Source organism: Xanthomonas sp. NCPPB 1128, from assembly GCF_001043115.1.
GTDB lineage: Bacteria > Pseudomonadota > Gammaproteobacteria > Xanthomonadales > Xanthomonadaceae > Xanthomonas_A.
Window position 1 is genome coordinate 1 of sequence record NZ_LFME01000041.1, and the last position, 24,032, is coordinate 24,032.

21 protein-coding genes are annotated in these 24,032 nt (G+C 69.5%); 11 read left to right on the plus strand and 10 right to left on the minus strand.

The features are described 5' to 3' along the window. Positions 1–116: 116 nt before the first annotated feature. Positions 117–1,019 carry a dimethylarginine dimethylaminohydrolase family protein gene (locus ACP93_RS18745; protein WP_048492178.1) on the plus strand — a complete coding sequence of 301 codons (903 nt, stop codon included), beginning with the start codon at positions 117–119 and terminating at the stop codon, positions 1,017–1,019. A 698-nt stretch (positions 1,020–1,717) separates the two neighbouring features. Here the strand turns inward: ACP93_RS18745 and ACP93_RS18750 are convergent. Next, entirely contained in the window at positions 1,718–1,978 is a 261-nt protein-coding gene (locus ACP93_RS18750) for a hypothetical protein (RefSeq protein ID WP_048492179.1), read from the minus strand. 149 nt (positions 1,979–2,127) lie between these two features. Here ACP93_RS18750 and ACP93_RS18755 point away from each other — a divergent pair, with 149 nt between their 5' ends. The 3 genes from ACP93_RS18755 to ACP93_RS18765 all read left to right on the plus strand — a co-directional run bounded on the left by ACP93_RS18755 (position 2,128) and on the right by ACP93_RS18765 (position 5,319). Further along, positions 2,128–4,011, plus strand: a complete 1,884-nt coding sequence (locus ACP93_RS18755) for an ABC transporter ATP-binding protein (protein WP_048492180.1) — start codon at positions 2,128–2,130, stop codon at positions 4,009–4,011. Positions 4,012–4,036: 25 nt separating this feature from the next. Next, complete coding sequence (locus ACP93_RS18760; RefSeq protein ID WP_048492181.1) at positions 4,037–4,435, plus strand: hypothetical protein; 399 nt, start codon at positions 4,037–4,039, stop codon at positions 4,433–4,435. A 104-nt stretch (positions 4,436–4,539) separates the two neighbouring features. Beyond that, positions 4,540–5,319: a ferredoxin--NADP reductase gene (locus ACP93_RS18765; RefSeq protein ID WP_048492182.1), complete on the plus strand. Its 780-nt coding sequence runs from the start codon at positions 4,540–4,542 to the stop codon at positions 5,317–5,319. Positions 5,320–5,571: 252 nt separating this feature from the next. Here the strand turns inward: ACP93_RS18765 and ACP93_RS18770 are convergent, their stop codons facing one another. Then, the gene (locus ACP93_RS18770; protein ID WP_048492183.1) at positions 5,572–6,063 is read right to left on the minus strand and encodes a glutathione peroxidase; all 492 of its coding nucleotides are present in this window, start codon (positions 6,061–6,063) and stop codon (positions 5,572–5,574) included. A gap of 323 nt (positions 6,064–6,386) precedes the next feature. Here ACP93_RS18770 and ACP93_RS18775 point away from each other — a divergent pair, with 323 nt between their 5' ends. Beyond that, the gene (locus ACP93_RS18775) at positions 6,387–8,573 is read left to right on the plus strand and encodes a M3 family metallopeptidase (protein ID WP_048492184.1); all 2,187 of its coding nucleotides are present in this window, start codon (positions 6,387–6,389) and stop codon (positions 8,571–8,573) included. Positions 8,574–8,760: 187 nt separating this feature from the next. On the opposite strand, the gene ACP93_RS18780 is transcribed toward ACP93_RS18775, so the two are convergent. Both ACP93_RS18780 and ACP93_RS18785 read right to left on the minus strand, forming a co-directional pair. Then, complete coding sequence (locus tag ACP93_RS18780) at positions 8,761–9,546, minus strand: hypothetical protein (protein ID WP_048492185.1); 786 nt, start codon at positions 9,544–9,546, stop codon at positions 8,761–8,763. Between the two features lie 104 nt (positions 9,547–9,650). Next, a complete protein-coding gene (locus ACP93_RS18785; RefSeq protein ID WP_228136090.1) occupies positions 9,651–10,919 on the minus strand; it encodes a S8 family serine peptidase in 1,269 nt (422 codons plus the stop codon). Between the two features lie 108 nt (positions 10,920–11,027). Here ACP93_RS18785 and ACP93_RS18790 point away from each other — a divergent pair, with 108 nt between their 5' ends. Continuing rightward, the gene (locus ACP93_RS18790; RefSeq protein WP_048492186.1) at positions 11,028–11,561 is read left to right on the plus strand and encodes an RNA polymerase sigma factor; all 534 of its coding nucleotides are present in this window, start codon (positions 11,028–11,030) and stop codon (positions 11,559–11,561) included. Next, entirely contained in the window at positions 11,558–12,340 is a 783-nt protein-coding gene (locus ACP93_RS18795; RefSeq protein ID WP_048492187.1) for an anti-sigma factor family protein, read from the plus strand. Before ACP93_RS18790 ends, ACP93_RS18795 begins: the two co-directional genes overlap by 4 nt. Before the next feature lie 192 nt (positions 12,341–12,532). Here ACP93_RS18795 and ACP93_RS18800 read toward each other — a convergent pair whose 3' ends face one another. The 3 genes from ACP93_RS18800 to ACP93_RS18810 all read right to left on the minus strand — a co-directional run bounded on the left by ACP93_RS18800 (position 12,533) and on the right by ACP93_RS18810 (position 14,430). Then, the gene (locus tag ACP93_RS18800) at positions 12,533–13,066 is read right to left on the minus strand and encodes a MarR family winged helix-turn-helix transcriptional regulator (protein ID WP_048492188.1); all 534 of its coding nucleotides are present in this window, start codon (positions 13,064–13,066) and stop codon (positions 12,533–12,535) included. 142 nt (positions 13,067–13,208) lie between these two features. After that, a complete protein-coding gene (locus tag ACP93_RS18805; protein WP_053069802.1) occupies positions 13,209–14,042 on the minus strand; it encodes a DUF3298 and DUF4163 domain-containing protein in 834 nt (277 codons plus the stop codon). 103 nt (positions 14,043–14,145) lie between these two features. Continuing rightward, positions 14,146–14,430, minus strand: a complete 285-nt coding sequence (locus ACP93_RS18810) for a GNAT family N-acetyltransferase (protein WP_048492190.1) — start codon at positions 14,428–14,430, stop codon at positions 14,146–14,148. 216 nt (positions 14,431–14,646) lie between these two features. Here ACP93_RS18810 and ACP93_RS18815 point away from each other — a divergent pair, with 216 nt between their 5' ends. Continuing rightward, on the plus strand, positions 14,647–14,853 hold the full coding sequence (locus ACP93_RS18815) for a hypothetical protein (RefSeq protein WP_048492191.1): 207 nt from the start codon (positions 14,647–14,649) through the stop codon (positions 14,851–14,853). Between the two features lie 150 nt (positions 14,854–15,003). On the opposite strand, the gene ACP93_RS18820 is transcribed toward ACP93_RS18815, so the two are convergent. Then, entirely contained in the window at positions 15,004–15,639 is a 636-nt protein-coding gene (locus tag ACP93_RS18820) for a rhomboid family intramembrane serine protease (RefSeq protein ID WP_048492192.1), read from the minus strand. Between the two features lie 8 nt (positions 15,640–15,647). Beyond that, entirely contained in the window at positions 15,648–17,204 is a 1,557-nt protein-coding gene (locus ACP93_RS18825; protein WP_048492193.1) for a POT-type proton-dependent oligopeptide transporter, read from the minus strand. 426 nt (positions 17,205–17,630) lie between these two features. Between ACP93_RS18825 and ACP93_RS18830 the strand changes: the two genes are divergently transcribed. The 3 genes from ACP93_RS18830 (at position 17,631) to ACP93_RS18840 (ending at position 22,795) form a co-directional block, all read left to right on the plus strand. Further along, on the plus strand, positions 17,631–19,403 hold the full coding sequence (locus ACP93_RS18830) for a M14 family metallopeptidase (RefSeq protein ID WP_048492194.1): 1,773 nt from the start codon (positions 17,631–17,633) through the stop codon (positions 19,401–19,403). A 76-nt stretch (positions 19,404–19,479) separates the two neighbouring features. Further along, positions 19,480–21,732, plus strand: a complete 2,253-nt coding sequence (locus tag ACP93_RS18835) for a beta-glucosidase family protein (RefSeq protein ID WP_048492195.1) — start codon at positions 19,480–19,482, stop codon at positions 21,730–21,732. A gap of 175 nt (positions 21,733–21,907) precedes the next feature. After that, on the plus strand, positions 21,908–22,795 hold the full coding sequence (locus ACP93_RS18840; protein ID WP_048492196.1) for an endonuclease/exonuclease/phosphatase family protein: 888 nt from the start codon (positions 21,908–21,910) through the stop codon (positions 22,793–22,795). A gap of 553 nt (positions 22,796–23,348) precedes the next feature. Here the strand turns inward: ACP93_RS18840 and ACP93_RS18845 are convergent. Then, positions 23,349–23,960: a superoxide dismutase gene (locus ACP93_RS18845; protein ID WP_048492197.1), complete on the minus strand. Its 612-nt coding sequence runs from the start codon at positions 23,958–23,960 to the stop codon at positions 23,349–23,351. Between the last annotated feature and the right edge of the window lie 72 nt (positions 23,961–24,032).

Consider the following 24,032-nt stretch of genomic DNA (forward strand, 5'->3'; position numbering starts at 1 on the left):
CGGTTCTGCTTGCACGAATCCCTAATCCCGAATCCCCACTCCCGCCACCAAGACCGACATGTCCTCGCAACACGCCGCCGCTAGCGTGGCGCGCATCCCAGACGCGGAGCGCGCGCATGATCGAGAACGTCCTTGCTGTCGGCCTGGCCGATGAGACCGACCTGGCCCTCGCTTCCCCCGAACCGCAGTCCCGCGCCGGCGCCAGCCACCGCCACCGCCTGCTGATGTGCGCGCCGCAGCACTTCGCGGTGGACTACGTGATCAATCCCTGGATGGAAGGCAACGTGCACGCCGCCAGCCGCGAGCGCGCGCAGGCGCAGTGGAATGCGCTGGTGGCTGCCGCCGAAGCGGCAGGTGCGCGCGTCGAGTGCATCGCTGCCGCGCCGGGCCTGCCGGACATGGTGTTCAGCGCCAATGCCGGCCTGGTGCTCGGCGACCGCTTCGTGCCCAGCCGCTTCCGCCACGCCGAACGCCGTGGCGAGGAAGCCTTGTTCACCGCCTGGTGCCGCCAGGCCGGCCTACGCATCCACGCATTGCCCGAGCAGGTGTATTTCGAAGGCGCCGGCGATGCGCTGCTGGACCGCGGCGCGCGCCGGCTGTGGATGGGCCACGGCCACCGTAGCGACCTGGCCGCCGCGCACGAACTGACCGATCTGCTCGACATCGAGGTGGTGCCGCTGCGCCTGGTCGACGCGCGCTTCTATCACCTGGACACCTGCTTCTGCCCGCTGCGCGACGGCTACCTGCTGTACTACCCGGCCGCGTTCGACGCCGACGCGCAGCAGGCGATCGCACAGCACATCCCGGCCTCTCGGCGCATCGCGGTTGGCGAGGCCGACGCCCTGGCCTTCGCCTGCAATGCGGTGGACCTGGACGACACCCTGCTGCTCAACCGCGCCTCGCCGGCGCTGTGCGCCGCCCTGGCCACGATCGGCTACCGCGTGGTGCAGACCCCGCTGGACGAATTCCTCAAGGCCGGCGGCGCCGCCAAGTGCCTGACGCTGCGGCTGGACGAATAAGCCGAAGAGGCTCCCGCGCGCGGCAGAATCAGCCCCTCTCCCACCGGGAGAGCGGTTGGGGTGAGAGTACGGCGCCACGGAACGCCTGGTGGTAGCAAGCATTTCGAGGCTTCGCCCGTACCCTCATCCACCCCTTCGGGGCACCTTCTCCCGCAGGGAGAAGGGAAGCGCTCGCCCCTCTCCCACCGGGAGAGGGGTTGGGGTGAGGGTACGGCCGCCATGGAACGCCTGGCGGTAGCAAGCATTTCGAGGCTTCGCCCGTACCCTCATCCGCCCCTTCGGGGCACCTTCTCCCGCAGGGAGAAGGGAAGCGCTCGCCCCTCTCCCACCGGGAGAGGGGTTGGGGTGAGGGTGCGGCCGCCATGGAACGCCTGGCGGCAGCAACCCTTTCGAGGCTTCGCCCTTACCCTCATCCGCCCCTTCGGGGCACCTTCTCCCGCAGGGAGAAGGGAAGCGCTCGCCCCTCTCCCACCGGGAGAGGGGTTGGGGTGAGGGTGCGGCCGCCATGGAACGCCTGGCGGTAGCAACCCTTTCGAGGCTTCGCCCTTACCCTCATCCGCCCCTTCGGGGCACCTTCTCCCGCAGGGAGAAGGGAAGCGCTCGCCCCTCTCCCACCGGGAGAGGGGTTGGGGTGAGGGTACGGAGACGCCGCATGACCCGACCGCCGCGCCGGACAGACCCGCCGCAACCAGCGCCCATCAGCACAGACTGAGCACCGCATCGAGCACATCGCGCCACAACTGTTGGAGGTCGATGCCGCCGCGCCCACCGAACAAGCGAAACAGGCTGTAGCCGATCGCGAAAGCGACATACGACAGCGTCAACACCAATGCAGCGGCGTTGCCCCACAGCAGCAGCGCAGTGGCCACCAGGGCGAAAATCGTGCAGCCCAGCAGTTCGCGCCACGACGGCATGTGCGCACGCAGGCGGGCGAATGCAGGCGCGGCAGGATCGGACATGGCAACGGCCTTGGCTGGACATCCACGATGCTAAGCCGCCCCTCGTCTTCAGACACCGCGCGCCAGCCACCCGCGTCAGCGACGGCTCAGCCGCCGTCCCAGCGCAGCCCACACTCCCCGCCCACACCCGCCCCCGGCACAATGCGCCGATGGCATCTTCCTCCCCTTCTCATGGCGGCGCCCGCACCGCGCCCGGCACCGGCCCGAGCCTGCGCGAACGCTTCGACGCGATGCGCAACCTGCCGCCGTTCCTGCGTCAGATCTGGCAGACCAGCCGCTGGCTGACCCTCAGCAGCATCGGCCTGCGCGTGATTCGGGCGCTGCTGCCGGTGGCCTCGCTGTACGTGGGCAAGCTGATCATCGACGAGGCCATCCACCTGGTCGGGCAATCGCCCGGCTTCGATTCGCTGGGCCAGGCCCTGGTCAGCGGGCGCCTGAACCGGCTGCTGGAACTGCTGGGCCTGGAGTTGGCCCTGGCGATCGCCTCGGACCTGCTCGGGCGGCTGGTCAGCTATGCCGACACGCTGCTCTCGGAGCTGTTCAACAACACCACCAGCGTGCAGTTGATGGAGCACGCCGCGCAACTGGACCTGGAGGACTTCGAGGACCCGGAACAACAGGACCGGCTCGACCGCGCGCGGCGCCAGACCATGGGCCGCATGAACCTGATGAGCCAGTTGTTCGGCCAGGTGCAGGACGCGATCACCGTGGTCAGCTTCGCGGTCGGCCTGCTGGTCTACGCGCCATGGCTGATCGCCCTGCTGGCGGTGGCGCTGGTGCCGGCCTTCATCGGCGAGGCGCACTTCAATGCGCTGGGCTACTCGCTCAACTTCCAGTGGACGGCCGAACGCCGCCAGCTCGACTACCTGCGCCAGCTCGGCGCCAGCGTCGAGACCGCCAAGGAAGTGAAGATCTTCAACCTGCACAACTTCCTGATCACACGCTATCGCGCCCTGGCCGACCGCTACTTCCAGGCCAACCGCGCGCTGGCACGCAAGCGCATGCTGTGGGGCACCGTGCTGGCGGCGCTGGGCACGCTGGGCTACTACGGCGCCTACGGCTACATCGCTTGGCGCACTGTGCGCGGCGACTTCAGCATCGGCGACCTGACCTTCCTGGCCGGCAGCTTCCTGCGCCTGCGGCAGTTGCTGGAAGGCCTGCTGATCGGCTTCTCGCAGGTGGCCGGGCAGGCGCTGTACCTGGACGACCTGTATTCGTTCTTCCGTATCGTCCCGGAGATCCGCAGCAGGCCCGGCGCGGTGCCGGTGCCGCGGCCGATCAGGCAGGGCTTCGTGTTCGAGAACGTCGGCTTCCGCTATCCGGATGCCGAGCAATGGGCGGTGCGGCACCTGGACTTCGCGCTGCGCGCCGGCGAGGTGCTGGCCCTGGTCGGCGAGAACGGCGCCGGCAAGACCACCCTGGTCAAGCTGCTGGCGCGGCTGTACGACCCGGACGAGGGCCGCATCCTGCTCGACGGCCGCGACCTGCGCGACTACGACCTGGACGACCTGCGCGCCAACCTGGGGGTGATCTTCCAGGATTTCGTGCGCTACCACTTCAGCGCCGGCGAGAACATCGGCGTCGGCCAGGTCGACGCGCTGGACGACGCACCGCGGATCCGTGCCGCCGCACAGCGGGCGATGGCCGCCGAGCTGATCGACGGCCTGCCGCAGGGCTACGCGCAGGTGATCGGGCGTCGCTTCAAGACCGGCGTGGACCTGTCCGGCGGGCAATGGCAGAAGATCGCCATCGCCCGCGCCTACATGCGCGACGCACAGGTGATGATCCTCGACGAACCGACCGCCGCACTGGACGCACGCAGCGAGTTCGAGGTGTTCCAGCGCTTCAAGGAACTGTCCGACAACCGCACCGCGGTGCTGATCTCGCACCGCTTCTCCAGCGTGCGCATGGCCGACCGCATCCTGGTGCTGGCCGACGGCCGGATCGAGGCCAGCGGCACCCACGACGAACTGATGGCGCAGGGCGGCCGCTACGCGGAACTGTTCGAACTGCAGGCCGCTGGGTATCGTTAGCCCGTCCGCCCCTTCCGACACCGCCATGCTCCGCACCCTGTCCTGCCTGTTCGCCGCCGCCCTCGCCGTCCCGGCACTCGCCGCTCCCGCCGCGGACACGCCGGCGCCTTCCGACTACGCTGCGGCCAAGACCCTGGCCGACCGCGACGAGGCCGGCCTGCCGGCGGCCATGCAGGAGCGCCTGCAGACCCTGCAGCGCGCGGCGCTGGACGAGGGCGTGGCCAGTTGCGCCACGCCGCGTCCGGACACCTCGCCGTTCACGGTGGTGGTGCAGGTGCAGGCCGATGGCAGCGTCGGCGCCAGTTGGCGCAACGGCACCACCCCGCTGGCCCTGTGCCTGGAGCGCTTCCTGCGCCAGCGTCCACTGCTGGCACCGCTGCAGGCACCGCTGTACCTGTCCTACGAGGTCTCGTTCGAGAAGTGAGCCGGATCGCCGTGATCGGCACCAGGCCACAAATGAGATTTGATCTCATTTGAACCGGCATGGGGTAGAATGGCGGCCGTTCCTTCCCCATCACGATCAACGGCATGTCTTCCGCTTTTGGCCCCGAAACGGTGCTCGATGTCCGCCACTGGACCGAGGACTACTTCAGCTTCACCACCACCCGTAACGACGGCTTCCGTTTCGACAACGGCCAGTTCGTGATGATCGGCCTGGAAACGGAGACGCGGCCGCTGTTGCGCGCCTACTCCATCGCCAGCGCCAACTGGGAAGAGCAACTGGAGTTCTTCAGCATCAAGGTGCCGGATGGCCCGCTGACCTCGCGCCTGCAGCACATCAAGCCCGGCGATTCGGTGCTGGTCGGCAAGAAGCCTACCGGCACGCTGTTGATCAGCGACCTGCACCCGGGCCGCCACCTGTATCTGCTCGGCACCGGCACCGGCCTGGCGCCGTGGCTGTCGGTGATCAAGGACCCGGAAACCTACGAGCGCTTCGACAAGGTGATCCTCACCCACGGCGTGCGCTTCGAGAAGGACCTGGCCTACCGCGACTATTTCGAGAAGGAACTGCCGCAGCACGAATTCCTCGGCGGGACCATCCGCGAGAAGCTGCTGTACTACCCGGCGGTGACCCGCGAGGACTTCCGCAACCGCGGCCGCCTTACCGAGTTGCTCGAGAGCGGCCAGATGCAGCGCACCCTCGGCCTGCCGCCGCTGAACCCGGAGCACGACCGCGCGATGATCTGCGGCAGCCCGCAGATGCTGGCCGACCTGCGCCACACCCTGGACGCCCGCGGCTTCGTCGCTTCGCCGCGCATCGGCTCGCCGGGGCACTACGTGTTCGAGCGCGCGTTCGTTGAGAAGTGACGGCGCTGCGCGTCTCCCGTCGTAGGAGCGGCTTAAGCCGCGACGGGCTTTCCCGGTAAAGCATCGCGGCTGAAGCCGCTCCTACCGGCATAAGCGACACGGCAACAGATCAAAGCGAATAGTGGCGAACTCTTTTGTGGGAGGGACTTCAGTCCCGACGCGTTCGAGTTAAAGGCGTCGGGACTGAAGTCCCTCCCACAATGGCAAGCATCCCGGCATTAGGGACCACGCCGGGAGTTTCCGGCCGAAGCGTTATCCCAGCGCCCGCTCGATATCGGCCGCCAGCGCTTCCGGCTTGTCGGTCGGCGCATAGCGCGCCAGCACCTGTCCGTCGCGGCCGACCAGGAACTTGCTGAAGTTCCACTTGATCGCGGCGATGCCGAGCAGCCCGGATTTCTGCTGCTTGAGCCAGCGCCACAGCGGGTGCGCGCCGTCGCCGTTGACCTGCACCTTGGCGAACATCGGGAAATCGACGTCGTAGCTGAGCGAACAGAACTGGCGGATCTCCGCGGCATCGCCGGGTTCCTGATGGCCGAACTGGTCGCAGGGAAAACCCAGCACCACCAGTCCGCGCTCGCGATAGCGCTGCCACAGCGCCTGCAGACCCGCATATTGCGGGGTGAAGCCGCACTTGGAGGCGACGTTGACGATCAACAGCACCTTGCCGGCGTACTCGGCGAGCGGCTGCGCCTGCCCGTCCAAGGTGGTCGCGGTGAAGGCATAGGCGGTGGTGGACGTGTCCATGGGTCCTCGTGACGCGGCGCGCCGCTGTGGCGCTAGTTCGACGCGATGCTACGCGGTGGCCGCAGGCGTCGCCAGCGGCCCGGACACTGCGCAAGCACGCATCGCCGACACCCGCGTGGGCAGGACATCACACTGCCGACGCCGCCCATGCAATCGCCGGCGCCGCCTCGCCGGCGAGCGAACTGCATCAACATTCACGCCAGATGCCGCAAAGCCGCGAAAAACAAGCACCTATGCTGCAGCGCTCCCATGGCTTTCGTCACGGGTCACGCCTGCCGGCCTGGGGTAGCCTGCCCGATCACCATGATTGCGGATACCGCTTGATGACCTCTCGCCTCGCCCTCGCCCTCGCCGCCACGCTCGGACTCGCCATGCCCGCCTACGCCGCTCCGGCCACCACGCCCACCGCTGCAACCGCCGCCACGCAGGCCAACCCGTTCTTCGCCGAAAGCCCGCTGCCGCTGCACTACCCGCAGTTCGACAAGATCAAGGACAGCGATTTCGCCCCCGCGTTCGACGCCGGCATGGCGCAGCAGTTGCAGGAAGTGCAGGCCATCGCCGATCAGACCGCCAAGCCGACCTTCGACAACACCATCGTGGCGCTGGAGAAGAGCGGACAGGTCCTGGACCGCGCCACCACGGTGTTCTTCAACCTGGTCGGTGCCGACACCAACGACACCCGCAAGAAACTGCAGGCCGAGTACGCCGGCAAGCTGGCCGCGCACCGCGATGCGATCGCGCTCAATCCTAAGCTGTTCGCGCGCATCCAGACGCTGTACGACACCCGCAACCAGCTCGGCCTGGACGCGGAGGGCGTGCGCCTGGTCGAGAAGTACCACAGCGACTTCGTCCGCGACGGCGCCAAGCTCAACGACGCCGACAAGGCCAAGCTCAAGGCGATGAACGCCGAACTGGCCGAACTGGGCACCAAGTTCAGCCAGAACGTGCTGGCCGAAGTGAACGCCGCCGCCGTGGTGGTGGACGACGTCAAGCAGCTCGACGGCCTGTCCGATGCGCAGATCGCCGCGGCCGCCGAAGCGGCCAAGGCGCGCAAGCTCGACGGCAAGTATGTGATCGCCCTGCTCAACACCACCGGCCAGCCGCCGCTGGCCCAGCTCAAGGACCGCGCCCTGCGGCAGAAGATCTACGAAGCCTCGGTGTCGCGCGGCAGCCACGGCGGCCCGTACGACAACACCGCGCTGGTGTCGCGGATCATGACCCTGCGCGCCGAGCGCGCCAAGCTGCTCGGCTACCCGAACCACGCCGCCTACTCGCTGGAAACCCAGACGGCGAAGACCCCCGAGGCGGTCAACGCCATGCTCGGCAAGCTGGCTCCGGCCGCGGTGGCCAACGCCAAGCGCGAGGCCGCCGACCTGCAGGCGATGATCGACCAGGAGCAGAAGGCCGCCGGCAAGCCCAGCTTCAAGCTCGAGGCCTGGGACTGGGCCTACTACACCGAGAAGGTGCGCCAGGCCAAGTACGACTTCGACGAGGCCCAGCTCAAGCCCTACTTCGAATTGAAGAACGTGCTGGAGAACGGCGTGTTCTACGCCGCCAACCAGGAGTACGGGCTGACCTTCAAGCAGCGCACCGACCTGCCCACCTACCGCGACGACGTGCTGGTCTACGACGTGTTCGACGCCGACGGCAGCCAGCTGGCGATCTTCATCGCCGACATGTACGCGCGCGAATCCAAGCGCGGCGGCGCCTGGATGAGCTCCTACGTGTCGCAGTCGGCGCTGACCGGCGACAAGCCGGTGGTCGCCAATCACCTCAACATCCCCAAGCCGCCGGCCGGCCAGCCGACCCTGCTGACCTGGGACGAGGTCACCACCGCCTTCCACGAGTTCGGCCATGCGCTGCACGGCATGTTCTCCAACGTGAAGTACCCGTACTTCTCCGGCACCAGCGTGCCGCGCGACTTCGTCGAGTTCCCCTCGCAGGTCAACGAGATGTGGGCGGACGATCCAGCCATCCTCAAGCACTACGCCAAGCACTACCAGAGCGGCGCGCCGATGCCGCAGGCGCTGCTGGACAAGGTGGTGGCCACCGCCAAGTTCAACCAGGGCTTCGCCACCACCGAGTACCTGGGCGCGGCGATGCTGGACCAGCGCTGGCATCAGCTCAGCGCCGGCCAGGTGCCGCCGGCCTCGGGCGTGATGGACTTCGAGGCCAAGGCGCTGGCCGCCGACGGCATCGCCTATGCGCCGGTGCCGCCGCGCTACCGCACGCCCTACTTCAGCCACATCATGGGCGGCTACGCGGCTGGCTACTACGCCTACATCTGGTCCGAGGTGCTGGACGCCAACACCCAGCAGTGGTTCAAGCAGCACGGCGGTCTGAGCCGCGCCAACGGCGACCGCTTCCGCAAGACGCTGCTCTCGCGCGGCGGCAGCGTCGATGCGATGCAGTTGTTCCAGGACTTCGCCGGGCACGCACCGCAGATCGAGCCCCTGCTGGAGAAGCGCGGCCTCAACGCCACCCCGGCGGCGACGCCGAGCGCCCGCTGAGGCCCGCGACGCGGCACGGCCCACGCGGCCGTGCCGCTACCCCCGGTCACGGTGACAACGCAGCAACACACACCCGCGACCAAGCGCGTGACGCAAACGCACGACGCCCGGCTCTGCCGGGCGTCGTGTTTTTCAGCCTGCAATCTCCATGGCGACGCGCGATGCCTCGCGCGTGACCGCAAGCGGCTTACTGGCCGTTGCCGGAGGCATCGACGCCGACGTCCAGCGCCGCCGCACCGCCGGCCTGCCCTTGCGCCTGACCATTGCCGGCCTGCGCACCGCCCTGGCCCCCTGCACCCGCCTGGCCCGACACCGAGCCGCCACGCGTGCCCGCGCTGTGCGATGCGCCGCCGCTCGCCGCGCCAGTGGCATTCCCGCTCCCGGACAGCGCCGGCACCCCGGGCAGGCCAGCAGCGCTGGCGGCACCGTTGCTGCCGCCGTTGCCGGCCGCGCTCGCCGCGCTCGTGCCATTGCCGGTCATGCCGTTCACTGCACCGGCGGCATTGCCAGCCGTCGACAGCGCCGCAGCTGGATTGGCTGCGCTGGTCGCCGCGCCGAGCGCACCATTGGCCTGGCCCGTCGCGCTACCGGCCGCGCCACGTGCTGCCGCATTGCCGCTGGCGGCGGCGTTGCCCGCCAGCGTGCGGCCCTCGTTCACCGCAGTGCCCGCGGTCTGCACGGCGCCGTTCGCCGCGGCCTCACCGCGCGCCGCCGCCCGCTGCGCGGCCATCCGCGCACGCTGCGACGACTGCTCGATGCCACTGCGCGCACGATCCAGCGGAACCCCGGCATCCAGGCGGCCTGCGCCCATCCCGTTGCCGCCGAGGCTGCCGCCCCCCAGGCCGCCCAGGGTGCCGTTGACGGCACCACCGACGCTGCCCGCACCGCCCAGCACCTGCGCGCCGGCCACGCCCGGGGTCAGCGCCACCGTCGCCACCAGCACCGCGCTCGCCAACAGAGTCTTGCCGTTCATCGCGTTCTCCTCGTGTCGCCGCAGGCCATCTGCGGCTCTCATGTATCCCTACGAATCGAGCGATGCAGAACATCCCGGTCGCAACGGGTGCAGACAGAATGCGTTCAGCCGCCCGGCGCGCGCTGCAGCGCCAGGTCCGCGCCGAGCAGGCCGGCGCCGTACACCGGATCGGTGCCGGGCGCACCGAGATCGCGCGCCCGCGCCTCCAACTGCGCGCGCATCTGCGCAGCCGCCTGCGGATCCGGCTGCGGCAAGGCCTGCGCTGCCAGCCGCGCCACCAGCGGTGCGGCGAAGGAGGTACCGCGCTGCGTCTGCCAACGGCCCTGCGGCGCCGCGGCGATCAATTCGCCGACCGCGGCGAAGGCCACCTGAGACCCGCGCCCGGCCTCCGGCAACACCCGCCCACGCGCATCCACCGCGGTGACGCCGATCACCCCGGGATAGGACGCGGGATACAACGGCGGTGCCGCCGGGCCGTCATTGCCCACCGCCGCGACCAGCACGTGCCCGCGCGCGAGCATGCGCTGCACGGCGAGCTGCAGGGCGCGGTTGGGGCCGCCGATCAGGCTGATGTTGATCACCGGCACCTGGCGCTGCGCCATCCAGGCCAACGCGCCGACCAGTTCCACCACGGTGCCGCCGTCGGCCTGCCCGCAGTAGATGTCGGCCGCATACAGGGTGCGCGCGAACGGCCCGTGCGCCACCGCGCGTCCGGCCAGCAGCGAGGCGACCGCGGTGCCGTGCGGCTGCGCGCGTACCTGCCCGTCGCAGCCCCATGTCTGCACCTGCACGCCGGCCAGCGCCGGATGCGCCGCGTCCACGCCGCTGTCGATCAGGCCGACCACGAATCCGCCGGTCGCCGCACCGACGGCTGCCGGTGCCGCGGATGCGCTGGCGGGTGCCGGTGGCGTCGCCGCCGATCCGCTGTAGACATGGTTGTAGTCGTAGTCGCCCTGCGGATCGCGTTCGCGCAACTGCTGCAACGCGCGGCGCGTGGACAGGCCCGACGGCACCTGCAACACCACCAGGCGCAGGCCGAATTCGCCGAAGCTACGCTGCTCCAGCACCGCGAAGCCGGCTGCCTGCGCCGCCTGCAGCGCGGCCGGGTCCGGCTCCAGCGCCACCACCTGCCCGCGCATCACCACGGCGCCGGCCTCGTCGCGCTCCAGCCCGCGCGGATCGCTGCGCAGCAGCGCCTGCAGACGTTTCAGGCGCAGCCGTTCGAGATCGCCGCGCGCGTCCTGCAGCGACTGTCCCAACCGGTTCACACCACCCTGCATGCCTTGGGTGACGTCCTGCACCAGTCCGCCCGCCGATGGCAGCGCCAGCTGCGCCAGCGCCGGTGTCGCCACCGCCAGCCATGCCACGGCCATCCAACGCATTCGCCTGCCCGCTGCCATGCCCCGCTCCGTCGCCCGCCCCTGTTGGCGTGCCACACTAATCCAGCCATCCCGACCCGCGGTGAACGCCGCGCCGCGCCCATGGAAGAAAACACCTCCGCCGAACGTATCACCGACATGCACGCCGATCCCACGGCCGCCGTCGGCGACGGCATCTGTACCCTGCTGCCGCAGTTGCGGCGCTTCGCACGTGCCGTCGCCGGCCATCGCGAGGATGCCGACGACCTGCTGCAGATCGCGATCGAACGCGCACTGCGCCGGGCCGGGCAGTGGCGGCCGGAGACGCCGCTGCAGTATTGGATGTACGGCATCATCCGCCACGCCTGGATCGACGAGGTGCGGGCGCAGCGGCGACGCCGGCAGGTGTTCGTCGATGCCACCGAGGGCGAGCATGTCGGCGACACGCCGCTGGAGCGGCAGCAGGACTGGATGGCGGTACAGGCCGCGCTGGCCGGCCTGCCCGAGGAACAACGCCTGGCGATCGCGCTGGTGCTGATCGAAGGCCTGTCCTACAAGGATGCCGCGGCGGTGCTGGAGATTCCGCTGGGCACACTCACCAGCCGGCTCGCGCGTGGACGCGAAGCCCTGCAGGCGTCACTGGAGGCGACCGCATGAACACCACGATCGATTCACTCACGCTGCAGGCCTACGCCGACGGCGAACTGGACGCGACACAGACCGCCCAGGTGGAAGCGGCGCTGCGCACCGACCCGCAGTTGGCGCAGGCCCTGGAGCGGCTGCGCAGCCTGCAGGCGCGGCTGCGTGCCGGCTTCGCGCCGGTGCTGGACGAACCGATACCGGCGCGCCTGCTCGCTGCGGCGCGCGCACGGCCGGCGGACGCGCCCAGCCAGGACACTGCTATCGCAGCGCTGCCGCCCTCGCCTGTCCATGCGACGGGGCAGGCAAGCCGGCCGACACCGCTGCGCCCGCGTGCGCGACGCCATTGGGCGCTGCCGGCGGCCTTGGCGGCGGCACTGCTGCTGGGGCTGTGGGTCGCGCAGCGGCAATTGCCGCAGGGGGTCGCACCGGGCCCGACGGTCGCGGCAACCCAGGGTGGCATTGCCCAGGGCGCATTGGCGCAGGCGCTGACGCAGCAGTTGTCCGGACAGACCCAGGCCGGCGTCCGCATCGGCCTGAGCTTCCGCGATCGCGACGGCCATTACTGCCGCACCTTCGCCTTGCCGCGCGCCAGCGCCGGCCTGGCCTGCCAGCGCGACGGCGCATGGCGGGTGGAACTGCTGGCGCCCGCCGCCGCGGGCGACGACGACCGCGGCATGCGCATGGCCGCCAGCCCGATGCCGGCCGCGGTGCTGCAAGCGGTGGATGAGCGCATCGCCGGCGAGGCGCTGGATGCCGACGGCGAGCAGCGCGCGCGCGCGCGCGGCTGGCGCTAGCAACAGCCCGATGCCCTGCCTGCGTTGGGATGGACATCGCGCCTTGGCGCACCTCCGAATCGCGCCGGACCGCGTACCGTAGGAGCGGCTTCAGCCGCGACGAGCGTTTCCCATAAGCCCGTCGCGGCTGCAGCCGCTCCTACAGCACATCGCCTCAAGCTCGATGCGCGGACGCAACTTTTCGAGGTGCCCTCAGGCCAGCGCAGCCTGCGTCTTCGACTCAGCGGCAGCGTCGAGGCCGTCGATGCCGGCCAGCATCTTCTTCAACAGCATCTCCAACTGCTGCTGCTCGCCGGCATCCAGCGCCGCGGTCTCGGTGTCCAGGAACGCGCAGACGTCCGGCAGCAGCCGCTCGATCAGGGCGATGCCGTCCGGCTGCAGGGTCAGTGCGACCTTGCGCCGGTCGTCCGGACTGGCGGTGCGCGACAGCAGTCCCTTGCTGCACAGGCTGTCGGTGAGACGGGTGATGTTGGCCGGCTTCTCGCTGGCGGCTTCGGCCACCTCGGTGGGGGTGATGCGCTGCTCGGGCGTGCCGTACAGCATCATCAGGATCTCGTACTCCGGCGGGCTGATGCCGTAGTCCTTGAGCATGCCGCAGGCATTGGCGTGCACGCGCTTGTAGAGATGCTTGACCAACCGCACCAGGACGGCGGGCTCGCGCGGGAAGGCCGGATAGCGCGCACAGGTGTGCGCCACGCGCCGCTCGGTCTGATCGAAACTGCCCATGAGACATCGATTGCAAGTGGGGTAGCCGCCAATGCTACCCATTGCGCATCGTCCCGACGAGGGCATGCGTTGCGTTCCCGCATGCTGTCGACACAGTGCACCGCACGCCGACGCCGGCGCGCGATGGCGCGCCGGTCGCTGATCAGGCGGCGAACAGCGGCGCGTACTCCGGTGCCACCAGCTCGCGCAGCACGCTGGCCGGCACGTCCACCGTCTGCGTGCCATCGGCATACGGCCCCACCTGGTACGGCGGGAACACGAAGCGCAAGGCGGTGATCTTGCCCGCCGCGTCGACCAGCGGCTGGAACTGGCTGAAGTTGCCGGGCTGCGGCTCGGTGCCTTCGGCGATCATCTTGCTCGCACTGCGCACCTGCTCTTGCTGATCCTCCGGCGGCACCTGCTCGGCATCCACCCGCGTCTGCACCGCCTGGCGCAGCTGCGCGGCGACATAGCCGGCCACCTGCTTCCAGTGCGCCGCATCCGGGATCAGCGTCTCGGCAGTGAGCATGCGCTGCTGCTGCGGCAGCCACACCCAGCGCGCCACCAGCGGTTCGCCATGGGCGCCGCCGGTATAGCGGCTGCCGTCGGCGCTCAGCGCGACCAGGTCCGGACGCTCCAGCAGCATCTCGAATTGCAGCGAGAGTTCGTAGGGCGCGCGCGGGCGATCGTTGCCGAGCCCGTCGACCGCTTCCATCAGCTCGCTGCGCGCGCTCTGCGCATAGCGATTGGCCGCGTCGGCCAGCCCCGGGTAGCGGTTGATCGACGGCGGGAAGGTGATCCCGACCACATAGCTGGGGCTGTGCTCGACGATGTCCTTCAGTTCCGGCGGTGCGGTCTGCGCCGGCTCCGGCGCCGCAGGTGCGGTGGCCTGGCTTTGTGCCGGTGCCGCGGCAGGCGCCGGTGCGGCGGCCGGTTCCTCGCGTTTGCAGCCGGCCAGTGCCAGCGCCGCCGCGACCGCCAGTGCCGTCCATGCCATCCGCCCGTTGCCCATCGTCTCTGCCCTGCTCACGTCGACTGCCCCTGTTCCTGCGATATCTGTGGAGTGGCGCGCATTATCGCGCCGTTGCGATGCCGCGCGCTCAGGCGAGCAGCGCGGCGTACTGCGGATGCCGCTGGACGAACACCGCCGCGTACGAGCACGCCGGCACCACCTTCCAGCCTTGCGCCTGCGCGTGTTCCAGCGCGGCGGTAACCAGCTGCGCCGCCAGGCCGCGGCCGCCGATCGGCGCCGGCACCCCGGTGTGGGTGATGACCATGCGCCCCTGTTCCAGCACGTAGTCGAGTTCGGCGCGGTGGCCGTCGACCTCCAGGGTGAAGCGCCGCTGCTGCGGATCGTGCGCGATCGGAACGTTCGGTGCGGACATGGAGAGCGGCGTGTGTCACGGAGTACGCAGTGTCCGCTGCGGCTTGCCGTGGCCATGTGAAGCACCTGCCCCACCGCGTCACACCGCCGACGCGGCGCGTCAGCCGCCCGCCACTCAAGTCGTGCCGCGCGCGGCCGATAACGCCAGGACAGGACGAAAACCTGGCATGGGAGTTGCAGCTCCCATCACGCAACGATCCAACAGGGAGTCACGCGCATGAGCGAGAACGAGAACAAATACAGCCAGGGCGACCACAACGCTTTCCTGCTGGAAGGGCTGTTCCAACTGTCGGTCAGCGGCGACCACCATGGCGGCGAGTTCCAGCAGCTCGACGACGAGGTCTACCAGCGCCTCAAGGTCACCTATGAGAACGCCGCCATCGGCAGCGCCAAGGTGCAGCTGCGCGGGCAGCAGACCCGCTGAGCGCGGACGGCGGCCGAACGGGTCGCCGCAGCCAGCCCATGCGCGATGCGTTCGTCCACGGCCGCATCGACGCCGTAGCGCCCATCCAAGACATCAGTCCGACAGCTGCCGATCGCGCGGCGCCGCACTCCGGCGCCGCGACGTCATCGATCAGCCGCGCCCGAAGCGCGGGTTCGCCAGCTCGCCCAGGAAGTGCTGGAACACCGACGGTTCCATGATCAGCAGGAACATCACGCCGAACGCCGCGCCGGCCAGGTGCGCGCTGTGGTTGACGTTGTCGCCGCCGCGGCGGTCCATCCAGATGCTGTAGCCGACGTAGAACACGGCATAGAGGATGGCGGGGATCGGAATCGGGATGAAGAAGAAGAAGATCCCGGTCCACGGCGCCATCAGGATGAAGGCGAACAGCACCGCCGACACCGCGCCGGACGCGCCCAGGCTCATGTAGTTGGGGTTCTTCTGGTTCTTCAGGTAGCTGGGCAGGATCGAGACCACCAGCGCCGCCAGGTAGAACAGCGGGTACACCAGCATGTTGCCGGTCAGCCGCTCCATCAGCACCTCGATCGGGCCACCGAAGAAGTACAGCGTGACCATGTTGAACAACAGGTGCGGGAAATCGGCATGGATGAAACCGTAGGTTACAAGCCGGTCGTACTGCTTGTGGCGATCGACCGCCGGCGGCCACAGGATCAACCGGTCGAGCAGCCGGCGGTTGTTGAACGCCGCCCACGACACCAGCACGGTGAGGACGATCAGGATCAGGTTGACGGGGGTGACGGAAGGCATGCGGGGTCTCAGGCGGGGCGGTAATGGTCGACCATGCAGTAGCGGCGCGCGTACAGCCCGAACAGCAGTGCGGCGACGAAGGCGAAGGCGGCGAAGAAGAACATCAGGAACGCGGTCTCGCTGAGCCCGGTGCTGCCGATGTGGGCGGTGACGCGGTCATTGCGCACCGCGGCGTTGGACAGCAGCACCCAGAGGTTGCCGACGGTGGTGGTGAGGTTCCAGAAACTCATCACCACGCCCTTCATCGACTGCGGCGCCTGGCTGTAGGCGAACTCCAGGCCCGTGGCCGAGACCAGCACCTCGCCGAAGGTCAGCAGCGCATACGGCAGGATCTGCCAGGCGATGGACAAGGCGTCGCCGCCATCCATCATCACCTGCAGGCTGCCGACCACGATCCAGGCCAGGCCGCTGAAGGCGATGCCGGCGGTCATCCGCCGCAGCGCGGTCGGCTCGTAGCCGCGCCGGCGCAGCAGCGGGTACAGCACCAGGTTGTTGAACGGGATCAGCAGCATCACCAGCGCCGGATTCAGCGCCTGCATCTGCGAGGCGCTGAACCACGCCGGCATCTGCATCTGCTGGCCCTGCAGCACCCAGGTCGAGGCCTTCTGGTCGAACAGCGAGAAGAACGGGGTGACCAGCGCGAACACCACCAGCACCCGCAGCACCGCGCGCACGCCATCCACCGCGGCGTCAGGATGCACCGCGCGGGCGCGCTCCAGCTGCCACCACGTACCGCCGCCGATGCCGGCCAGCAGCAGCACCAGCGCCAGGCACAGGCAGATCACCAGGCCCAGCGTCGGCACCAGCGCGAACGTACCCAGCGCCAGCAGCACCGCCACGCCGGCCAGGGCCAGCCCGGGACGCCCCTGCCCCGGCGCCTGCCGCAGCAGCGCGGTGCGCACCACCTGGGCGAAACCGTGCGGATCCTTGGGCGGCAGCGGCACGCGCACGTAGCGGTGGCGCCCGGCCCAGAACACCAGGGTCGCCACCAGCATCAGGATGCCGGGGATGCCGAACGCCCACGCCGGCCCCAGGTTCTTCAGTGCCAGCGGGATCAGCAGCGAGGCGAACAGCGAGCCGAAGTTGATGATCCAGTAGAAGGCGTCGAACACCACCTTTGCCAGATGCTTGTTGCCCTGGTCGAACTGGTCGCCCATGAACGAGGCCACCAGCGGTTTGATACCGCCCGCGCCCAGCGCGATCAGGCCCAGGCCGAGGAAGAAGCCGGTGCGGTTGCCTTCGAACAGCGCCAGGCACAGATGCCCGACACAATAGATCAGGCTGAACCAGAGAATGGTGCTGTACTTGCCGAAGAAGCGGTCGGCCAGCCAGCCGCCGAGCAGCGGGAAGAAGTACACGCCGATCATGAAGCTGTGCATGATGTGCTTGGCCTCGGCCTCGCGGCCGGGCGCGGTCATTTCCTGCAGCAGCAGCGAGGTGATCAGGAACTGCACCAGGATGTTGCGCATCCCGTAGAAGCTGAAGCGCTCGCAGGCCTCGTTGCCGATGATGTACGGAATCTGCCGCGGCATGCGCGCGGTGGCGCGCTCTTGCGCCGCGCTCATGCGGCGTCCCTCGTGGTGGCTTTGCTGCTCACGGGCCCTCGTCCAGGCAAAATTTTCAGAAGGTTACCCGATCGTTCCGGCGAATCGAACCGCCAGGGCGTGTCACCCATTCCCGAGTATGCCGCGTTGGGTCTGGCAGGCGCGCGGCCGGCGTTGCGTGGCGCAGCGCCTGACTGGCCGTCAGTCAAGCCGCGCGGCGCCGGCCGCGCGCCTGCCAGGCCCAACCCGAAGGGCCGCGGTTGCGCGCGCCCGTGGCCGCGTCATCGCTCGGGCGTGGCGCACGTACGTCCACGTCCTCGCTCTTCCTTGCCACAGGCACGCGCAATCGCGGCGCGGCATGCTCGGGAATGGGTGACACGCCCCAGGGTGCTTTCGCAATCGGCGCGCTGCCCGCATCATGGGGGTCTGTCCCGAGACGGTGCCGAGATGATCCGAGCCTGGCTGGCCACCCTGCTGTTGCCGATGCTGCTGTGCAGCATGCCGTCGCTGGCCAGCGAGGCGGGCCTGTCCACCGAAGCCGAGCGCAGCGGATTCGCGCGCACCGGCCGCTATGCCGAGACCATCGCGCTGTGCGATGCGTTCGCACAGCGCTATCCGCACGCGGTGCGCTGCTTCGATTTCGGCACCACCCCGGAAGGCCGGCCGATGAAGGCGCTGGCGGTGTCCACCTCGGGCGCGCTGGACCCGGCCGCCGCGCAGGCGCGCAAGCTGCCGGTGGTGCTGATCCAGGGCGGCATCCATGCCGGCGAGATCGACGGCAAGGAGGCCGGCTTCCTGGCGCTGCGGCAGGTGCTCGACGGCCAGGCCGCGCGCGGCGCGCTGGACAGGCAGGTGTGGCTGTTCGTGCCGGTGTTTAACGTCGACGGGCACGAGCGCTTCGGCGCCTGGAACCGGCCCAACCAGCGCGGCCCCGAGCAGATGGGCTGGCGCACCACCGCGCAGAACCTCAATCTCAACCGCGACTATGTCAAGGCCGATGCGCCGGAGATGCAGGCGATGCTGCGCCTGGTCGAGCAGTGGGATCCGCTGCTGTACGTGGACCTGCACGTCACCGACGGCGCGCAGTTCGAGCACGACGTGTCGATCCAGGTGGAACCGCTGCACGCCGGCGACGCCGCGCTGCGCGGCGACGGCCTGCGCCTGCGCGACGGCGTGCTCGCCGACCTGAAGCGGCAGGGTTCGTTGCCGTTGCCCTACTACCCCTCGTTCGTGGTCAACGACGACCCGGCCTCCGGCTTCGAGGACGGCGTGCCGACGCCGCGCTTCTCGCACGGCTATTTCCAGCTGCGCAACCGCTTCGGCATGCTGGTGGAAACGCATTCGTGGAAGCGCTACCCCGAGCGTGTGCGCATCACCCGCAACACCATCGTCTCGGTGCTGCAGCAGGTGGCACGGCACGGCGCGCAGTGGCGCGCCGACGCACTGGCCGCCGACGCGCGCGCGCAAGCGCTGGGCGGCAAGACCGTGGCGCTGGATTACCGCACCACCGACGCCTCGCACCTGGTGGATTTCCGCGGCTACGCCTACACGCGCACGCCCTCGCCGGTCTCCGGCGCTCTGATGACCCGCTACGACGAACGCACCCCGCAGATATGGCGGGTGCCGTTGCGCGACCAGGTCGTGCCCAGCGTGGAAGTCGCCGCGCCGCGCGCCGGCTACCTGATACCGGCGGCGCAGGCCACCCTGGTCGGCGCCAAGCTACGCCAGCACGGCATCGCCTTCCGCACCCTCGACCACGACGCCACCCTGCCGGTGCAGACCTTCCGCGCCGAGACCGCCAACTTCGCCGCCCGCTCGTCCGAAGGCCACCAGCGGCTCAGCGTCGCCGGCGCCTGGAAACCGGAGACCCGCGCCATCGGCGCCGGCGCGCTGTTCGTGCCGATCGCCCAGCCCAAGGCGCGGCTGCTGATGGCGCTGCTGGAGCCGCAGGCGCCGGACTCGCTGCTGCAATGGGGCGAGTTCAACAGCGCGTTCGAACGCGCCGAATACATGGAAGACTACGTCGCCGAGGACGTGGCGCGGCAGATGCTGGCCAGCGACCCGGCGCTCAAGGCCGAGTTCGAGGACAAGCTCGAACACGACGCCGCCTTCGCCAAGGACCCGCAGGCGCGGCTGGAATTCTTCTACCGCCGCCACAGCTCCTGGGACGAGCGTTACCGCCTGTACCCGGTCATGCGCAGCGACGAAGCCCCGTCCTGACGCGCGGTTCCGATCTCCCCCCAACTCCCCCCGATGCGCCTTCCCGTCATCTGCCAGAGAGGCTGTTCGCCCCGATATGAAAACGTTTACAGGATCCCTTTGCCTGACCCTCGCGCTGGCCTCGCCTGCCGTCGCCGCGCCGCCGGCGACGGCCGCTGGCACCGCGTCCACGCCGAACGCCGCTGCCGCTGCGCAGCGCCCGTGGAACGATCGCAGCCTGTCGCCGGACCGGCGCGCCGCGCTGCTGGTGCAGGCGATGACCCCGGACGAAAAATTCCAGATGCTGCACAGCTACTTCGGGCTGGGCAAGGACGGCGGCCCGCGTCCGCCGGGCGCGATCGGCTCGGCCGGCTACGTGCCGGCGATCGAACGCCTGGGCATCCCGTCGCAGCAACTGGCCGATGCCGGCGTCGGCGTGACCAACCCCGGCAACATCCGCCCCGGCGACCACGCCACCGCGCTGCCCTCCGGCCCCGCCACCGCCGCCACCTGGAACCGCGCACTGGCCTTCGCCGGCGGCGCCACCATGGGCCGCGAAGCCTGGCAGCAGGGCTTCAACGTCCTGCTGGCCGGCAGCGTCAACCTGCAGCGCGACCCGCGCAACGGCCGCAACTTCGAGTACGCCGGCGAAGATCCGCTGCTGGCCGGGGTGATGGTCGGCGAATCGATCCGCGGCGTGCAGAGCCAGCACGTGGTCTCGACCATGAAGCACTTCGCGATGAACGACCTGGAGACCGGGCGCAATACCCACAGCGCCGACATCGGCGAGCAAGCCATGCACGAGTCGGACCTGCTGGCCTTCGAGCTGGCGCTGAAGATCGGCCAGCCCGGCTCGGTGATGTGCTCGTACAACCGCATCAACGGCGTGTACGGCTGCGAGCACGACTATCTGCTCAACCAGGTGCTGAAGCAGGAGTGGAAGTTCCCCGGCTACGTGATGTCCGACTGGGGCGGCGTGCACAGCGGCTCCAAGGCGGCGCTGGCCGGCCTGGACCAGCAGTCGGCCGGCGAAGTGTTCGACAAGGCGGTGTACTTCGACCAGCCGCTGCGCATGGCGGTGGCCGCCGGTACCGTGCCGCAGGCGCGCCTGGACGACATGGTCAAGCGCATCCTGCGCGCCTTCATCGCCACCGGCAGCTTCGACAACCCGCCGCAGCACCAGCCGATCGACGATGCCGCCGGCGGCCTGGCCGTGCAGCGCGTGGTCGAGGAAGGCACGGTGCTGTTGCGCAACGAGGGCAAGCTGCTGCCGCTGTCGCGCAGCGTGCGCCGCATCGCGGTGATCGGCGGGCATGCCGACAAGGGCGTGATCGGCGGTGGCGGTTCGTCGATGGTCGGCATCACCGTCAACGGCGGCAACGCGGTGCCGGGGATCGCCCCGACCACCTGGCCGGGTCCGGTGATGTTCCACCCGTCCTCGCCGCTGCAGGCGCTGCGCAAGGCGCTGCCGGATGCGCAGATCGACTACGCCAGCGGCGCCGACCCGGCCGCGGCGGCCAAGCTCGCGCGCGAGGCCGACGTGGCCATCGTGTTCGCCACGCAATGGTCGGCCGAGTCGGTGGACCTGCCGGACATCGCCCTGCCCGACAAGCAGGACGCACTGATCGCGGCGGTGGCCAAGGCCAACCCGAAGACGGCGGTGGTGCTGGAAACCAACGGCCCGGTGGCGATGCCGTGGCTGCAGCAGGTGCCGGCGGTGCTCGAGGCCTGGTATCCGGGCATCCGTGGCGGCGAAGGCCTGGCGCGGCTGCTGCTGGGCGAGGTCAATCCGTCCGGACGCCTGCCGGTGACCTGGCTGCGCGACGTGTCGCAACTGCCGCGGCCGTCGATCCCCGGGCTGGGCTTCAAGCCGGCGCAACCGGCCGGCAGCAACGTCGACTACACCATCGAAGGCGCCAACGTCGGCTACCGCTGGTTCGCCGCGCGCGGCCTGGAGCCGGTGTATCCGTTCGGCTACGGCCTGTCCTACACCACGTTCGCTTACTCGAACTTCAAGGTGCAGGCCGACGGCAGCCGTGTCGTCGCCAGCTTCGACGTGCGCAACACCGGCGACCGCGAAGGTGCCGACGTGCCGCAGCTGTACCTGCGCCTGCCGCAGGGCCACCACACCCCGATCCGCCTGGTCGGCTGGGACAAGGTCCTGCTCAAGCCGGGCGAGAGCCGCCACATCAGCATCGTCGCCGAACCCAAGACGCTGGCCGACTACGATCCAAAGCAGCGCCGCTGGCATATCGCCGCTGGCGACTACGAACTGCTGCTGGGCCGTTCGGCGACGCAGGTGGAGGCGCGCGCGCCGCTGCAGCTGAAGGACGGGGTGCTGCAGCACTGAGCGAAGGCCGCGGCGTCCATGCCGCGTCCCGGTCACGCCCCGCCTCCACGCGCGTGCGCCTGAGGCGGGGCGATGTTCGCGATCGCGCCCTGCGCGGCAGCGATTGTGTGGCGGACGCCGCAGCGCCGCCGGCTGTATACGCAACCCTGAGACCCTGCGCCGTAGCATCGCCTGCATGAACCCCCGCGTCTTCCGATGGCATCGCACCGGCTGGCTGTTGCTGGCCGTTGCGGCATTGGCACAGGCGCAGGCTGCGACGGACGCGGTGCCGACGATCGCGGCGGCGCCGGACAGCCCCCTCACCGTGGTCACCCTCACGCTCGCCGGCGATCCGCGCGCGGCACAGGACGGCGACGACTGGACCGCACGCCGCGAGCGCATCGTCGCGGCGCTGCAGCGCCTGCATCCCGACGCCATCGCCCTGCAGGAAGTGCTGCAGACACCGGAGATGCCGAACCAGGCGCAATGGCTGGCCGCGCGCCTGGGCTACCACTGCCACTTCATCAGCCCCGATCCACCGAGCCGGCCGCAACGCCGCGGCAATGCGCTGCTGACCCGCCTGCCGGTGCTGGAGGAAGCCGAGACCCTGCTGCATCCGCTGGAGGACTACAGCGTGGCCGGCCTGGTGCGGGTGGACCTGCACGGGCAGCCGGTGAACCTGTATTTCACCCGCCTGCACGCCGCGCGCGACGGTGGCGCCAGCCGCCGCGAACAGGCCGAGGATCTGATGGCATGGATCGACGCCACCGCCGAGGGCGTGCCATCGCTGCTGGCGGGCGGCTTCTTCGCCGCGGCGCGCGCACCCGAGCTGGCGCCGCTGGCGGTGCGCTTCGAGGACGGCAGCGTGCGCGGCGAGTCGGCGCGCAATCGCATCGATGTTCGTGCGCCCGGCACATCGGCGGCCGCCGACCACGTGTTCTTCGAACGCGGCCACTTCCGCCCCGTGCATGGCGCGCGCCTGTTCGCGCCGGCGCCGGACCTGCCCGCGGCCGGCACGCGCGGCCTGTCGATGGCGCTGCAGCCGCTGGACCCGATGCCGGCGTCGCTGCAACCGGCGCCTTAGCGGATGGTCGGCTGAGCGCATTCGCGCGCCGTGCGATCAATGCCGTGCGATGCGGCACATGGGGATGGATCGGCATCGGCATGCCATCGGCCCAGGACGATCGGGCACGGCTGATCCCCTGCTTTCGTCACGCATCACTGCATCTGTTGTAGGAGCGGCTTCAGCCGCGAGGCCTTCCACGGAAAGCCTCGGCGCGGCTTTAGGGCACCTCTAATAACGCGTTACTACCGCAGCTCGGCATGATGTATCGTCGCGATTGTAGGAGCGGCTTCAGCCGCGACAGGCATTCCCGGGAATGCTCATCGCGGCTGAAGCCGCTCCTACGCGTGCGCCCCTAGCTTTTTAGAGACGCCCTGGCGACGGAGCGGCGCAAGCGGCGGCCAATGCGGCGTAGGCCGCCATCGCTGCCGAAGCACGCTGGTCACGCGCGCGAGGCCAGCGTACCAACCAGGCAGCCACAACCCACCCGCACTTCCAGCGCGTCTGTCGGGCATCCACACAAAAAAAGGCCGGGCGAACCCGGCCTTCTTCATGCTGCGGCGCTGGCGGCTGATCAGCCGATCGCGGCGTGGTAGCGGCGCTCCACTTCCTTCCAGTCGACCACGTTGAAGAACGCGCCGATGTAGTCCGGGCGACGGTTCTGATACTTCAGGTAGTAGGCGTGTTCCCACACGTCCAGGCCCAGGATCGGGGTGTTGCCCTCGAACAGGGGGCTGTCCTGGTTGGCGGTGCTCTCGACCACCAGCTTCTTGTCGGGGGTGACGCTCAGCCAGGCCCAGCCACTGCCGAAACGGGTCAGCGCGGCCTTGGTGAAGGCTTCCTTGAACTTGTCGAAGCCGCCCAGTTCGCTGTCGATCGCCTTGCCGACGTCGCCGCTGGGGGTACCGCCGGCGTTGGGCGCCATCACCGTCCAGAACAGCGAGTGGTTGGCATGGCCGCCGCCGTTGTTGCGCACCGGACCCTGCAGGTTCTCCGGCAGCGACTTCAGCTTGGACACCAGCGCCTCGATCGGCAGATCGGCGTACTCGGTGCCTTCCAGCGCGGCGTTGACGTTGTTGATGTAGGTCTGGTGATGCTTGGTGTGATGGATCTCCATCGTCTGCGCATCGATGTGCGGTTCCAGCGCGTCGTAGGCGTAGGGCAACTTGGGGAGGGTGTAGGCCATGCGGTTCTCCTGGACTTTCGCCGTCGAAAGGACGAGCGTTGCGTGAGCAATGGTAGGGACGGTCGGCGACCT

Bases quoted from the DNA above. Each gene is read 5' to 3' on its own strand.
- ACP93_RS18775 (WP_048492184.1), top strand. From the start codon at position 6,387: ATGACCTCTCGCCTCGCCCTCGCCCTCGCCGCCACGCTCGGACTCGCC.
- ACP93_RS18825 (WP_048492193.1), bottom strand. From the start codon at position 17,204: ATGAGCGCGGCGCAAGAGCGCGCCACCGCGCGCATGCCGCGGCAGATT.
- ACP93_RS18790 (WP_048492186.1), top strand. From the start codon at position 11,028: ATGGAAGAAAACACCTCCGCCGAACGTATCACCGACATGCACGCCGAT.
- ACP93_RS18810 (WP_048492190.1), bottom strand. From the start codon at position 14,430: ATGTCCGCACCGAACGTTCCGATCGCGCACGATCCGCAGCAGCGGCGC.
- ACP93_RS18795 (WP_048492187.1), top strand. From the start codon at position 11,558: ATGAACACCACGATCGATTCACTCACGCTGCAGGCCTACGCCGACGGC.
- ACP93_RS18805 (WP_053069802.1), bottom strand. From the start codon at position 14,042: ATGGCATGGACGGCACTGGCGGTCGCGGCGGCGCTGGCACTGGCCGGC.
- ACP93_RS18745 (WP_048492178.1), top strand. From the start codon at position 117: ATGATCGAGAACGTCCTTGCTGTCGGCCTGGCCGATGAGACCGACCTG.
- ACP93_RS18770 (WP_048492183.1), bottom strand. From the start codon at position 6,063: ATGGACACGTCCACCACCGCCTATGCCTTCACCGCGACCACCTTGGAC.
- ACP93_RS18815 (WP_048492191.1), top strand. From the start codon at position 14,647: ATGAGCGAGAACGAGAACAAATACAGCCAGGGCGACCACAACGCTTTC.
- ACP93_RS18835 (WP_048492195.1), top strand. From the start codon at position 19,480: ATGAAAACGTTTACAGGATCCCTTTGCCTGACCCTCGCGCTGGCCTCG.
- ACP93_RS18785 (WP_228136090.1), bottom strand. From the start codon at position 10,919: ATGGCCGTGGCATGGCTGGCGGTGGCGACACCGGCGCTGGCGCAGCTG.
- ACP93_RS18800 (WP_048492188.1), bottom strand. From the start codon at position 13,066: ATGGGCAGTTTCGATCAGACCGAGCGGCGCGTGGCGCACACCTGTGCG.
- ACP93_RS18780 (WP_048492185.1), bottom strand. From the start codon at position 9,546: ATGAACGGCAAGACTCTGTTGGCGAGCGCGGTGCTGGTGGCGACGGTG.
- ACP93_RS18840 (WP_048492196.1), top strand. From the start codon at position 21,908: ATGAACCCCCGCGTCTTCCGATGGCATCGCACCGGCTGGCTGTTGCTG.
- ACP93_RS18820 (WP_048492192.1), bottom strand. From the start codon at position 15,639: ATGCCTTCCGTCACCCCCGTCAACCTGATCCTGATCGTCCTCACCGTG.
- ACP93_RS18755 (WP_048492180.1), top strand. From the start codon at position 2,128: ATGGCATCTTCCTCCCCTTCTCATGGCGGCGCCCGCACCGCGCCCGGC.
- ACP93_RS18760 (WP_048492181.1), top strand. From the start codon at position 4,037: ATGCTCCGCACCCTGTCCTGCCTGTTCGCCGCCGCCCTCGCCGTCCCG.
- ACP93_RS18830 (WP_048492194.1), top strand. From the start codon at position 17,631: ATGATCCGAGCCTGGCTGGCCACCCTGCTGTTGCCGATGCTGCTGTGC.
- ACP93_RS18750 (WP_048492179.1), bottom strand. From the start codon at position 1,978: ATGTCCGATCCTGCCGCGCCTGCATTCGCCCGCCTGCGTGCGCACATG.
- ACP93_RS18765 (WP_048492182.1), top strand. From the start codon at position 4,540: ATGTCTTCCGCTTTTGGCCCCGAAACGGTGCTCGATGTCCGCCACTGG.
- ACP93_RS18845 (WP_048492197.1), bottom strand. From the start codon at position 23,960: ATGGCCTACACCCTCCCCAAGTTGCCCTACGCCTACGACGCGCTGGAA.